Annotated in this window: 11 protein-coding genes and 1 other RNA gene; 8 read left to right on the top strand and 4 right to left on the bottom strand. The window is 70.1% G+C overall.

The window, feature by feature from the left end; genetic code table 11:
• The first annotated feature begins 198 nt into the window (after window positions 1–198).
• The 3 genes from ftsE to smpB are packed head-to-tail and all read left to right on the top strand — an operon-like array spanning window position 199 to window position 2,316.
• Complete coding sequence (ftsE, locus tag EV378_RS11165) at window positions 199–888, top strand: cell division ATP-binding protein FtsE (RefSeq protein WP_132423612.1); 690 nt, start codon at window positions 199–201, stop codon at window positions 886–888.
• Window positions 888–1,790: a permease-like cell division protein FtsX gene (ftsX, locus tag EV378_RS11160; protein WP_132423609.1), complete on the top strand. Its 903-nt coding sequence runs from the start codon at window positions 888–890 to the stop codon at window positions 1,788–1,790. The genes ftsE and ftsX overlap by 1 nt, the downstream gene beginning before the upstream one ends.
• Window positions 1,791–1,830: 40 nt before the next feature.
• Window positions 1,831–2,316: an SsrA-binding protein SmpB gene (gene smpB, locus EV378_RS11155; RefSeq protein WP_132423606.1), complete on the top strand. Its 486-nt coding sequence runs from the start codon at window positions 1,831–1,833 to the stop codon at window positions 2,314–2,316.
• Window positions 2,317–2,335: 19 nt separating this feature from the next.
• On the opposite strand, the gene EV378_RS11150 is transcribed toward smpB, so the two are convergent.
• Window positions 2,336–3,082: an IclR family transcriptional regulator domain-containing protein gene (locus EV378_RS11150; protein ID WP_132423603.1), complete on the bottom strand. Its 747-nt coding sequence runs from the start codon at window positions 3,080–3,082 to the stop codon at window positions 2,336–2,338.
• A complete protein-coding gene (locus EV378_RS11145) occupies window positions 3,079–4,500 on the bottom strand; it encodes an APC family permease (protein ID WP_132423600.1) in 1,422 nt (473 codons plus the stop codon). Before EV378_RS11145 ends, EV378_RS11150 begins: the two co-directional genes overlap by 4 nt.
• A gap of 187 nt (window positions 4,501–4,687) precedes the next feature.
• Here EV378_RS11145 and EV378_RS11140 point away from each other — a divergent pair, with 187 nt between their 5' ends.
• From EV378_RS11140 to EV378_RS11130, 3 genes are read left to right on the top strand one after another with little or no spacing between them, the layout of a single operon-like run.
• Complete coding sequence (locus EV378_RS11140) at window positions 4,688–6,115, top strand: APC family permease (protein WP_132423597.1); 1,428 nt, start codon at window positions 4,688–4,690, stop codon at window positions 6,113–6,115.
• 11 nt (window positions 6,116–6,126) lie between these two features.
• The gene (locus EV378_RS11135) at window positions 6,127–8,022 is read left to right on the top strand and encodes a primary-amine oxidase (RefSeq protein ID WP_132423594.1); all 1,896 of its coding nucleotides are present in this window, start codon (window positions 6,127–6,129) and stop codon (window positions 8,020–8,022) included.
• Between the two features lie 32 nt (window positions 8,023–8,054).
• The gene (locus tag EV378_RS11130; protein ID WP_132423591.1) at window positions 8,055–8,969 is read left to right on the top strand and encodes an amidohydrolase family protein; all 915 of its coding nucleotides are present in this window, start codon (window positions 8,055–8,057) and stop codon (window positions 8,967–8,969) included.
• On the opposite strand, the gene EV378_RS11125 is transcribed toward EV378_RS11130, so the two are convergent.
• A complete protein-coding gene (locus tag EV378_RS11125; RefSeq protein WP_132423588.1) occupies window positions 8,963–9,214 on the bottom strand; it encodes a Txe/YoeB family addiction module toxin in 252 nt (83 codons plus the stop codon). The two genes, EV378_RS11130 and EV378_RS11125, sit on opposite strands and share 7 nt — an antisense overlap.
• Window positions 9,211–9,480 carry a type II toxin-antitoxin system Phd/YefM family antitoxin gene (locus tag EV378_RS11120; protein WP_279389612.1) on the bottom strand — a complete coding sequence of 90 codons (270 nt, stop codon included), beginning with the start codon at window positions 9,478–9,480 and terminating at the stop codon, window positions 9,211–9,213. Before EV378_RS11120 ends, EV378_RS11125 begins: the two co-directional genes overlap by 4 nt.
• 133 nt (window positions 9,481–9,613) lie before the next feature.
• On the opposite strand from EV378_RS11120, the gene ssrA reads away from it, so the two are divergent.
• Window positions 9,614–10,000, top strand: a transfer-messenger RNA (tmRNA) gene (ssrA, locus tag EV378_RS11115).
• 136 nt (window positions 10,001–10,136) lie between these two features.
• A complete protein-coding gene (locus EV378_RS11110; protein ID WP_132423585.1) occupies window positions 10,137–12,890 on the top strand; it encodes an AAA domain-containing protein in 2,754 nt (917 codons plus the stop codon).
• Window positions 12,891–12,945 lie beyond the last annotated feature (55 nt).

The raw sequence follows: 12,945 nt of genomic DNA, 5'->3' as shown, positions 1-12,945 counted from the left end.
CCTCCACGCAACGGGCTCACGACCCGGATGGAGCACGCGCTGGTCCAGGTGGTGGTGCGCCCGCGTGAGCAGAGCAAAGCGTCGTCCGGCAAGGCTCCGGCGAGCGCGGAGCGGCTCGGAGCACGGCCAGGTGAGATGCCACGCCACGGGCGCGTCGTGACGCGGTGTGCACGTCCGGCGGCGGTAGCGTCTCGCTCCGTGATCGAGCTGCGGGACGTCACCAAGCTGTACCCGGCGTCGACCCGTCCGGCGCTGAACCGGGTCTCGGCCACGGTCGACCGAGGCGAGTTCGTGTTCCTGATCGGGCCGTCCGGGTCGGGCAAGTCGACGCTGCTGCGGCTGCTGCTGCGTGAGGACCGCCCGACGTCCGGCAAGGTCCTGGTCGACGGCCAGGACATCGGCAGCCTGTCCCGCCGCCGGATCCCGCGCCTGCGCCAGCGCATCGGCTGCGTGTTCCAGGACTTCCGCCTGCTGTCCAACCGCACGGTCGGCGGCAACGTCGCGTTCGCGCTCGAGGTGCTCGGCCGCAGACCCGCCGAGATCCGCAGCGCCGTCCCGGAGCTGCTGGAGATGGTCGGTCTGCAGGGCAAGGCGAACCGGATGCCGCACGAGCTCTCCGGCGGCGAGCAGCAGCGCGTCGCCATCGCACGGGCCAGCGTGAACAAGCCGCCGCTACTGCTGGCCGACGAACCGACCGGCAATCTCGACCCGGAGACCAGCCGCGGGATCATGCACCTGCTGGAACGGATCAACCGAAGCGGCACCACCGTCCTGATGGCCACGCACGACGACGGGATCGTCGACTCGATGCGTCGCCGCGTCATCGAGCTCGACGACGGCGTCGTCCAGCGCGACGAGGCCCGCGCGGTCTACGGGGCGGGCCGGTAATGCGCGCCGGGCTGCTCACCCGCGAGGTCTCCTCCGGCCTGCGCCGCAACGTCACGATGAGCGTGGCGATGGTGCTGACGACGGCCGTCACGCTGCTCTCCGTCGGCGCCGGGCTGCTCGTCGTGCGCACGATCGACGCGATCGGTGACCTCTACACCGACCAGCTGGAGATCCAGGTCGCGCTCACCCCGGACGTCTCGGCGTCCGACCGGGACTGCTCCGGTCCGGAGTGCTCGGCCCTGCGGAACCTGATCGGGTCGACGCCCGGTGTCGGCGAGGTGCGGTTCGAGAGCCAGCAGGACGCCTACACCCGGTTCAAGGAGCTGTTCGCCGGTCAGGCCGTCGCCGACGTCGCCCGCCCGCAGTCGCTCCCGGCCACGCTGCGCGTGCAGCTGACCGACCAGGTCGGCGGCCCGGCCGCGGTGAGCGCCGCCGTCACCGGCCAGCCCGGCGTGCGTGACGTCATCGACCAGCGCGACGTCGTCGCGAAGCTGTTCGACTTCCTCGGCAGCGTCCGCAACGTGGCGTTCGCCCTGGCCCTGGTCCAAGCGATCGCGGCCGTGCTGCTGATCTCCAACACGGTGCAGGTGTCGGCGTTCACGCGGCGCACCGAGGTCGGTGTGATGCGCCTGGTCGGAGCCACGCGGTGGACGACGCAGCTGCCGTTCCTGGTCGAGGCGATGGTCGCCGGCCTGATCGGCGGTGCGCTGGCCGGGGCCGGGCTGATCGCGGGCAAGTTCCTCGTCGTGGACGACCTGCTGGGCGCCATCGCGCAGTCCAACGTGATCCCGCCGGTCCTGCTGTCCGATGTGGTCACGGTCGCGGTGCTGCTCGTCCCGGCGGGCGGGATCGTGGCCGGCCTGACCGGCTACCTCACGCTCCGCTGGTACGTGAAGGTCTGACGGCCGGAACCGCCTGGACCTGCACGGGTAGACTGCAGGGGTGAAGGAGAAGGGCCGGAAGGTGATCGCGCAGAACCGCCGGGCCCGGCACGACTACACGATCCTGGACACCTATGAGGCCGGGGTCGCCCTGATGGGCACGGAGGTCAAGAGCCTCCGGGAGGGCCGGGCCTCGATGGCGGACGCGTTCGCCAACATCGACGACGGCGAGGTCTGGCTGCGCGGGCTGCACATCCCGGAGTACCTGCGGGGCAGCTGGACGAACCACGCCCCGCGCCGGTCGCGCAAGCTGCTGCTGCACCGCTCGGAGATCGACCGCCTGTACGGCAAGATCCGCGAGGGCGGCCTGACGCTGGTCCCGCTGTCGTTGTACTTCAACGACGGCAAGGTCAAGTGCGAGATCGCGCTCGCCCGCGGTAAGCGGGACTACGACAAGCGCCAGGACATGGCCAAGCGGGACGCCGACCGCGAGATGCAGCGCGCGATCGGCCGGGCCGCAAAGGGCCGCGCCCGCAGCATGCGCTGAGCCGGCGGAGGAGCGCGGTTCACGCGAGCAACGGTGCCAGACGGTCCGTGTGCTCCCGCGCCACGGCGACGAGCTCCGCGTTCGGTTCCGCGACGCGTGCGGCGGGGCCGGCGAGCGCCAGCCCGGCGACCAGGCGCCCGTCGTCCGGAGCGCGGACGGGCAGTGCGATGCAGCCGCGGTCCTCGCGCACCTCGCCGCACTGCTTCGCGACGCCGTCGCGGGCGACCGCCTTCAGCGTCGTGTCCAGTTCGGACTCCGACGTGACGGTCCGGGGCGTGAGCGCGCGCAGGTCGCGGACCAGCACGCGCCAGTCCGCGTGCTCGGCCAGCAGGAGGCGCCCGAGCGCGAACGCGTACGGATGCCGGGTGAGCAGGTCGGCGTCCGGTCCGGGATGGTCCGGGTCGGTGTCCGCCAACGTGATCCGTCCGGACGTCAGCCACGCGAGGTGCACCGCCCACCGTGTCTGCGTCCGCATGTGTGCGACGACGGCCCGCGCCGCCGTGCTGGGCGTGGCGGGCACCGGGAGCGCGAGGCGGGACGCGCGGCGACCGAGCGCGAACCCGGACAGGTCCGGCAGCCGGACCAGGTACTCCTCGGCGACGAGCAGGTTGAGGATCCGGTACGTCGTGGCCTGCGGCAGCCCGACGCTCTCCGAGATCTCCTTCGCGGTCACCCCCGGCCCGGCGACGACGACCTCCTCCAGCACCTCGAGCGCGCTGCGCACGGCGCGTGGCTGACGCCCGGAGAGCGGGAGGGAGCCGGTCATGTCGGGCCGGACCGGTCGGTGAGCACGTCGTCGGCGGTCGTCTCGTCGTAGACCCCGATCGCCGCGAGCGCGGCCGGACGGCGGACCCGCAGCGTCACGTACCCGGCGACACCGGCGAGCAGCAGCGCGCCCAGCACCGGCACCGACCACGGCGAGCCCGCGACGAACACGACCAGCACCGCGATCAGGATCGGCACCAGCACCACGCTGACCGCCACGGCCGGCCACGTCAGCTCCCCGATCCGGCGCAGGAACGCCGGCGCCGCGGCGCACACCAGCACGTACGCGAGCAGGAACCCGCAGGCGGCGAGCGTCACGAGGGCCATCAGCGCCGTCGTGGGGGAGACACCGACGGCCAGCATCACCGCCGGGACGGCCGTCACCACCGGCAGCGCGACGGCGACGGCGACGTGCGGCGTGCGGTGCACCGGGTGCGTCCGGCCCAGCGGGGCCGGGACGACCTCGTCGCGCGCGAGCGAGAACAGCACCCGCACCAATGCCGTCGACGCCGCCAGGCAGCCGGCGAAGAACGAGGCCGCGAGACCGGCGTCGAGCACCGTCGGGATCCAGCTCCAGCCACCCCGCTCGGCGAGCGTGACGACCGGCTCCACCGAGCCGGCCAGCCCGCCCGGCGTCGCCGAGAACCCCACGACCTGCACCTGCGCCGCGAACAGGTAGAGCACCCCGGTCCCGGCCGCGGTGATCCCGACGGCCCGCGGCACGCTGCGGAACGGCCTGCGCGCCTCGGCACCGAGCGCGGTGGCGATCTCGAACCCGATGAACGCGGTCAGGGCGGGCAGCACCCCGACCGCCACACCCGTCACGCTCGCCGGCGCCGACGGTGCCGGGGACGCGGGCGTCGTCGCCAGCAGCAGCGTGAACACGACCAGCATCAGCCCGATCGAGACGCTCTCCACCAGCAGCACGACCCGGGCCGACAGCCGCGCGCCGCGGAGCACGAACACGCCGGTCACGGCCCCGGCCACGACGACGGTGAGCACGTCGAACCCCAGCCCGAGACCACCGAGCAACGCCTCGACGTAGATCGTGAACCCGGCCAGCGTCCCCGCCGCCAGCAGGCCGTAGCCGGTCACCATGCCGACGGCGCTCGCGTACGCCGCGGCGGGGTTGAGCCCCTTCGCGGTCAGGCTGTACAGACCTCCCGGCGCGGCCATCCGCCGCGTGAACCGGGCGATGCAGCCGGCGATCAGCAGCGCCAGCGCTGTGGCGATCACGAACGACCAGACCGTGCCGCCCCCGGCCGACGCCGCGACGATCGCCGGCACCGCCGCCATGGCCGCCGACGGCGCCGCGCCGGACACCGACTGGGCGAGCACCTCCAGCGGTCCGAGCTGCCGTCGCGCGAGCCCGTGCACCGGCGACCGCCGCCGCAGGCCGGGCCGCACGTCGTCGCTCATCCGCTCTGCTCCTCAGGTGGCAGGGCGCGATCGTAACCGCCGGCAACAGCCCGATGACCAGCGACGACTCCCGAATGAGAACGACCGGCACGCACCAGCGGGTCGAATGAGAACGGCCTTTGACCCCGCCGTGGTGCCCGCGCAGGGTGCTCGGCGTCACAGGACCCGGATGGCCTGGGAGGCCTTCATGAGCGACACGGGTACGGAACGATCACACACCCTCACCGGACGCCTCGGGGTCGGGTCGATCGTCTTCATGGTCGTCGCCGCGGCCGCGCCGTTGACGGTGATCGCCGGCACGGTCCCGCTCGGGCTCGCCGCGGGCAACGGCCCCGCGTTCCCGATCACGTTCGCGCTCTGCTGCGCCGTGCTGCTGCTGTTCGCGGTCGGATTCTGCGCGATGAGCCGCCACGTCCCGCAGGCCGGCGCGTTCTACGCCTACGTCCAGCAGGGACTCGGCCGGGCGCCCGGCCTCGGCGCCGCGTTCCTCGCACTGGTCACGTACGCGGCCGTGCAGCTCGCCGTGTTCGGTTACCTCGGCGCCGTCGTCGACGGGCTCGTCCAGCACTGGGGCGGGCCGGCGCTGCCGTGGTGGCTGTGGGCGCTGGTGGCGATCGCCGTCGTCGGCGTGCTCGGCTACCGGCACATCGAGCTGTCCGGGCGGGTGCTCGGCCTGCTGCTGATCGCCGAGGTGGCGATCGTGCTGGTGTTCGACGCCGTCGTCGTCGCCCGGGGACAGCACCTCTCGACCGCGTTCCTGGCCCCGCCGCAGTGGGTGTCCGGCTCGCTCGGCATCGCGATCATGTTCGCGATCGCGTCGTTCATCGGGTTCGAGGCGACGGCCGTGTTCCGCGACGAGGCCCGCGACCCGCAGCGCACGATCCCGCGCGCCACGTACGCAGCGCTGCTGCTGATCGGCGTGTTCTACACCGTCTCGAGCTGGTCGGTCGTGTCCGCGTGGGGCGACGCCGCCGCCGTCGAGGCCGCCGGCGCCGACCCCGGCAACATGATCATCACGACGGTCACGAACGTCCTCGGCCCCGTCGGCGGCGACATCGCGCAGGTGCTGCTGATGACCAGCCTGTTCGCCGCTGCGCTGTCGTTCCACAACGTGCTCGCCCGCTACTACTTCGCGCTCGGGAAGACCGGCGCGCTGCACCGGGCCTGCGGCACCAGCCACCCCAAGCACCGCTCGCCGCACGTCGCGTCGGCCACCCAGACCGTCGTCGCGGCCGCGTTCATCGTCGTGTTCGCGCTGGCCGGGATGGATCCGGTCGCGCAGGTGTTCGCGTGGATGGCCGGCACCGCGACGCTGGGCGTGCTCGCGCTGATGACGCTGACGTCGGCCGCCGTGCTCGCCTACTTCCGCCGGAGCCGGGCGGACACCCGGGTGTGGCACACGCTCGTCGCACCCGTACTGGGCATGCTCGGGCTGCTGACGTGCCTGGTCCTGACGGTGAGCAACTTCCCGACCCTGATCGGCGGCTCGCCGGCGCTGGCCACCGCGATCGGCGCGGTGCTGGTGCTCGCGTTCGTCGTCGGCATCGTCTGGTCGTTGCGCCGACCGTCCGTTCTGTCCGAATCTACTCCTACGCCGACCGCGCCCGCCGCCTGAAGGGGACATCCGTGACCACACTGGAGAACCGCACACACGCCCTGGAGATGACGACCGAGGCGGAGGTCCGCACGGTCCGCGAGGTCCTCACCGGGGCCGGGCTGCTGACCGACTCCGTCCGCTACGCGTTCTTCGCGCCGGAGGAGCCGCCGAAGGACGAGGTGCTGGCCGGCGGCCCGACCGACCGCCGCTTCCGGGCCGTCCTGCTCGACCTGAACACCGGCCGGTCCTGGGACACGGTCGTGTCGACGGATGCGAGGGAGGTCGTCTCCTCCCGCGAGCTCGACCCGCCGCGCGACGGCCAGCCGCCGATCATCGACTCCGAGTTCGAGCCGATGGAGGACATCCTCAACGCCGATCCACGATGGACGGACGCACTGGCGGCCCGCGGGATCGACCCGGCGTCGGTGCGCGCCGTGCCGCTGTCCGCGGGGGTCTACGACTACCCCGAGGAGACCGGACGGCGGCTGGCCCGCGCGTTCGCGTTCCGCCAGGACGGCCCGGACGACCACCCGTGGGCGCACCCGGTGGACGGCCTCGTCGCCTACGTCGACCTCACCGCGCGCACCGTCGACAAGGTGATCGACCACCAGCAGGTGCCGGTGCCGGACGGGTCCGGCAACTTCCAGGACCCCGACGTGCAGGGCCCGCCGCTGGACTCGCTCAAGCCGATCGAGATCACCCAGCCGGAGGGGCGCAGCTTCACCGTCGAGGGCAACCGCGTCCGCTGGGGCAAGTGGGACCTGCGCTACGGCTTCAACGAGCGCGAGGGCCTCACCCTGCACCAGATCTCGTTCGACGGCCGCCCGATCGTCTACCGGGCCAGCGTCGCCGAGATGGTCGTGCCCTACGCCGACCCGGCCCCGGTCCGCTTCTGGCAGAACTACTTCGACTGCGGCGAGTACATGTTCGCCCGCTACGCCGACTCGTTGACGCTCGGCTGCGACTGCCTCGGCGACATCCACTACACCGACGCGACGATCGCCGACGACTTCGGCAACCCGCGCACGATCGAGAACGCGATCTGCATGCACGAGGAGGACTACGGCGTGCTGTGGAAGCACACCGACGTGTTCTTCACCCAGGCCAGCGAGGTGCGACGGCAGCGACGCCTGGTGCTGAGCTTCTTCGTGCCGATCGGCAACTACGACTACGGCTTCTACTGGTACCTCTACCTCGACGGCACGATCCAGCTCGAGTGCAAGGCGACCGGCATCGTGTTCGCGTCCGGCACGCCGGGGGAGTACGCGAGCGAGGTCGCGCCCGGTGTCGGGGCTCCGTACCACCAGCACCTGTTCTGTGCCCGGCTGGACATGACCGTCGACGGCGTCCGCAACGCCGTCGAGGAGGTCGAGGCCGAGCGCGTGCCGATGGGCGAGGGCAACCTGTACGGCAACGCGTTCCGCAAGAAGGTCACGCCGCTGACGACGGAGTCCGAGGCCCAGCGGGTCAACGACGGGTCGGTCGTGCGGACCTGGCACGTGGTCAACCGGGACAAGCAGAACGCGCTCGGCCAGAACGTCGGCTACGCGCTGATCCCGGAGAACAAGGCGACGCTGCTGGCCGACGAGAACTCGTCGATCCGGGGGCGGGCCACGTTCGCGACCCGCAACCTGTGGGTCACCCGCTACGAGCACTCGGAGCGCTACCCGGCGGGGGACTTCGTGAACCAGAACGCGGGCGGTGCAGGGCTTCCGGCGTGGACGGCGGCGGACCGCGACGTCGACGGCGAGGACATCGTCGTCTGGCACACGTTCGGCACGACGCACTTCCCGCGCACGGAGGACTGGCCGGTCATGCCGGTGGACTACACCGGCTTCACGCTCAAGCCGGTCAACTTCTTCGACCGCAACCCGGCGCTCGACGTGCCGCCCACCCGTAGCGCTCACTGCGGCGGCGGCGAGTAACCGTACGGCGGGGGACGTCGTACCGTGCTGGGGTGGATCTCCCCGCCCCGCCGGACTCCGACGACGACGTCCCCCGCTGGACGGCCGAGCTCGGCCTCCCCGGTCTCGTCGACGCGCACGTGCACTTCCTGCCGGAGCGCATGCTGCGCAAGGTCTGGGCGTACTTCGACGAGGCCAGGGAGCACTACGGACGGGACTGGCCGATCCGCTACCGGCTGCCCCAGTCCGAGCGGGTCGCGGTGCTCCGGCGGCTCGGCGTCCGCCGGTTCGCGCCGCTGACCTACCCGCACAAGCCGGGCATGGGCCGGTGGCTCACCGAGTGGGCGGGCGAGTTCTGCGACGAGCACCCGGACGCGGTCCGGACGGCCACGCTCTACCCGGAGCCGGACGTCGTCGACTATCTGGGCGCGGCCGTCGAGAAGGGCGCGCGGCTGGTCAAGTCGCACGTACAGGTCGGGCGTTACGACCCGCGCGACGAGCTGCTCCGCGACGCGTGGGGCCTGCTCGCCGAGGCGGGCGTGCCGGCGATCGTGCACTGCGGCAACGGGCCGATCCCCGGGAAGTACACCGGCATGGACCTGTTCGGCGAGGTGCTCGACGCGCATCCCGGCCTGCGGGTGGTGATCGCCCACGCCGGGCTCCCGGACTACACCGGCGCCCTGGAGATCCTGCGCCGACACGAGAACGTCCTGATCGACACGACGATGGTCGGTACCGCGTTCACCGAGGCCATGGCTCCGCTGCCGGCGGAATGGCCCGCGCTGCTGACCGAGTTCCCCGGCCGCGTCGTGCTCGGCACCGACTTCCCGAACATCCCGTACGAGTACGCCGAGCAGCTGCGGACGATCCAGTCGTGGGCCGCCGCGGACGACCGTCTCGGTCTCGCGTTCCTGCGCTCCGTCCTGCACGACGCGCCGTCAGCGCTGCTGGGTCTCGACGATCAGTAGTGATAACGGGCCTGCACGATGACGAGCTCCTCGTCGCGGACGCGGTAGACGAGGCGGTGTTCGTCTGTGATGCGGCGGGACCAGTAACCGGACAGGTTGTGCGACAGCCGTTCAGGCTTGCCGATGCCGACCGCGGGGTCACGCACGGCTTCCTCGATCATCCTGTTGATCCGCTTTAGCGTCGCCCGCTCGTTGGCCCACGAGGTGTAGTCCGCCCAGCCGTCACGTGTGAAGGTGACCTTCACGCGACATCGTGCCCGGGATCGATCAGCTCGTGGGGCTCGCCATGCCCCGACTCCGCTTCCGCGATGCTGCGGAGCAGGCGCTCGGCGTTGGCCGGCGAGCGGAGAAGGTAGGCGGTCTCCTGGAGGGATCGCCACTGGTCGGCAGAGACCAGGAAGGCGGTGCCGGTCCTGGAGACGATCTCCACTGGCACCTGGTCGTTGTTGACCTGCTCGATCAGCGGGAAGAGCAGTTTGCGAGCCTCGCTCGCCGACAGCGCCACGGTCATCACCTCGCTTGTACCGCTTTATGGTACCACTCGGGAGCTTAGGACCGCCGTCGTGGAACCGGGATGATCCGCGATGGCGGGCGCGTTATGCTGGGTGACCGCCCGGGAACGCCGGGCCGGCGTACCACGCCAAGGGGGTGAACGGTTTCGACTCCGATCGTCGATCGAGGTGAAGCGTGTCGAGGAAAGCGGCGATGATCTCGTTAACCATGACGTCGCAAACAATAAATGCGGACAACAGTCCCGCTGCCGCCAAGAGCGACCTCGCTCTTGCTGCCTGATCTAGTCAGGTAGAGGCTGTCGGACCGGGGGCGTCCCCGCCCCGGATCCCGGCATCATCTAGGGGACTCACCGTCCGGCCCGGTCACGGGGCCGTACGGAACACCAAACAGTGACTGGGGTCGTCACACCGGCTTGTCTGCGTGAGCGGTGGACCCGAGTAGAGACCCAGCAGACTGCACACGGAGAAGCCCTCGTGAACCGACGGAGGACCCGGGTTCGATTCCCGGCACCTCCACCCAGTGAAACCGCAGACGGGGCCGCATCCACCAGCCGGTGGGTGCGGCCCCGTTCTCGTTCGCAGGTGCGAACCCATTCGTGACATCCGGTCTCCCTCATGTCACTGTTGGTGACAGGGCCAACTCTCGGGAGACCGTGTGATCGACCCTCGTGGTGAAGCCGTTCTGATCACCGACAAGAGCACCGGCCTGCTCTCGGACCGCACCAGGGACGTGGATCGCTACGACGTCGGTTCCGACGGCACGACCCACATCGCGTTCCGCGGGGGACGCAGGTCGTATACCTACCGTCCGGGCAACGTCCGGATCCTGCGCGCGCCTCGGCCGCTGCCGCTCGACGCGCGGATGCGCATCGAGGTTGCCGGCGTGTGCTGGAGCCGGGTCACCGCCGTCCTGATCTTCTCCGACCGCGACGGTGAGTGGTGGCGAGTCTTCCGCGGCGACGCGGATCACTACACGTTCCCGGCTTCTCTGATCCGGGTCGTGACGAGTGCCGAGCAGGAGCGAGGCGCGGCCGAGGTGCTGAGGTACTTCCGCGAGGTCGTCGACGGACGGCCAGAGGACGACCCTCTACGGGATCCGTATCGTCGGCTGGATTTCGTCCATCCGGAGAGCGTTCTCGGGACCTACCTACGGGCGACGCCCGTCGTCGAGCGGGATCCGGACACCTCCCTGATCTTTCCGTTCCGGTGCAACCTCAGCCAGCGGACCGCCGTCGAACTCGGCCTCAGGCGGTCGATATCGGTCATCGAGGGTCCGCCCGGTACCGGAAAGACGGAGACGATCCTCAATCTGGTCGCCAACATCGTCAGCGCTCGGCTGGGCAGCGTCGGGGTGATCTCGTACACGAACGCTGCGGTGGAGAACGTGGGTGAGAAGCTCGACGACCTCGGGTTCGGCCATATCGTCGCGAGCCTCGGCAACAAGGAGAAGACGGAGTCCTTCTTCGCGGCTCAGGCGAGGCGGAACGCGCAGGTGGAGTCCACGCTGCGCGCAACCGGATCCGCACCTCCGCAGCCCGATCGGCTGATCGAGCTCGATCGTCGCCTCCGGGACCTGCAGTGCACCGAGCGAGTCCGCGCCGAACGGCGCGGAGAGCTCGACGCGTACCGGCTGGAACTACGGCACTTCGCGCGCCATCTCGAGCAGGATCAGGTACCCGATCTGGAGCACCTTCCGCTGCTGCGCCGCTCGTCCGGGCGCATTCTCGACTACATCGTCGAGACGGGACTGGAGGACGACGGCAGTCGGCCCGGACTTCTCCGAAGGATCCGGCGCTTCTTCCGGTACGGGGCACTCGGGAATCTCGACCCGCAGGACACCGCCGTCGTGCTGCGGTTGCAGCGGGCCTACTACGACAAACGGATCGCCGAACTGCAGGCCGAGATCGACTCAGCCGAGGAGACACTGCGCACGGCCGACTTCGACCGGCTGGCCGACGAGCACCAGGACCTGTCCGGGCGCGCACTCAGAACGGCACTCGACGCGCGATACTACGGCCGGACGCCGGAGACGTACACGGCGCAGAGTTATCGGCGCGCGCCCACGTTCGCACGGTTCCTCGATGACTATCCCGTGGTACTGAGCACCTGCCATTCGCTGCGGCGGAACCTGGCTGGTGGGTATCTGCTGGACTACCTCGTCATCGACGAGGCCTCGCAGGTCGATCTGTTGACTTCGGTGCTCGCACTGTCCAGCTGCCGGAACGTGATCGTGGTCGGGGACCTCTGCCAGCTCCCGCCCATCTCGGACAACGTGAGGGGGTCACACCATCCGCCGTCGCCGGTGTACGACTGTCATGGTCACAGCATCCTGTCGTCGATGATCGCGCTGTACGGCGACAGGCTTCCGCGCACGCTCCTCCGTGAGCACTACCGGAGTGACCCGAGGATCATCGGCTTCTGCAACAAGGCGTTCTACGGTGGCGACCTGATCCCGTACACCACGCGCGGCACCGCGAACCCGATGACCGTCGTGCGCACTGTGGAGGGCAACCACATGCGCCAGCACCGCGGCGGTGGGCGAACCAACCGTCGCGAGCTGGACGTCATCCGGGAGGAGGTGATCCCCCGCCAGTGCGACGGTGTCGACGCTGCGGACATCGGTATCACCACTCCGTACCGACGGCAGGCCGACGCCGTGGCAGACGCGCTGATTGCCGACGTCCAATCCGACACGGTCCACAAGTTCCAAGGTCGCCAGAAGCCGGTCGTCATCATGACGACCGTTCTGGACGAGACGTGGCGCGGGCGGACCGGGCTGGCGTTCGTCGACGATCCGCAGAAGATCAACGTAGCCGTGTCGCGGGCCGTCGACCGCTTCATCCTCGTGACCAACAACGCGATGATGCCGACGAGTCGACATCTCCGTGACCTCATCGGCTACATCGCGTACGGCAACCCCGGAGAAGAGGTCGTCGACAGTGCCGTCGTGTCGATGTTCGATCTCCTCTACCGCGAGTACAACGACCGGCTACGACCGTTGGCCGCGCGGTTGCGGAACGAGATGGCCTACCGATCCGAGGACATCATCTGGACCGCTCTCCGGGATATTCTCGCCGAGAAACAGTACGCGCACCTCGACGTCGTCAACCAGGTCCTGTTGCGCAACCTGCTGCCCGACCTCGAACGGCTAACCGATCGGCAGGTGGCGTTCGTGCGACGCCGGGCGTCGGTCGACTTCGTCGTCTACAACCGAGTGACGAACCGGCCTCAGGTGGCCGTCGAGGTGGACGGATTCGCTTTCCACGAGAACAACCCGGCTCAACTGGCGCGAGACGACCTGAAGGACGAGATCGCCGACGTCTACGGTCTGCGACTGCTTCGCCTGAAGACCACCGGAAGCCTCGAGGAGCAGCGAATCCGGCAGGCGCTCGACGCCACTGACCTGTGAGGTGTGACGGTCACCGCCATCACCACGATCTGACGTTGCACGACGAAACTATGCA

The organism is Pseudonocardia endophytica, assembly GCF_004339565.1.
In the GTDB taxonomy this organism is placed as follows: Bacteria; Actinomycetota; Actinomycetes; order Mycobacteriales; family Pseudonocardiaceae; genus Pseudonocardia; species Pseudonocardia endophytica.
Note: the sequence above shows the minus strand (reverse complement) of the source record. Positions and strands in the feature narration are given on the sequence as shown.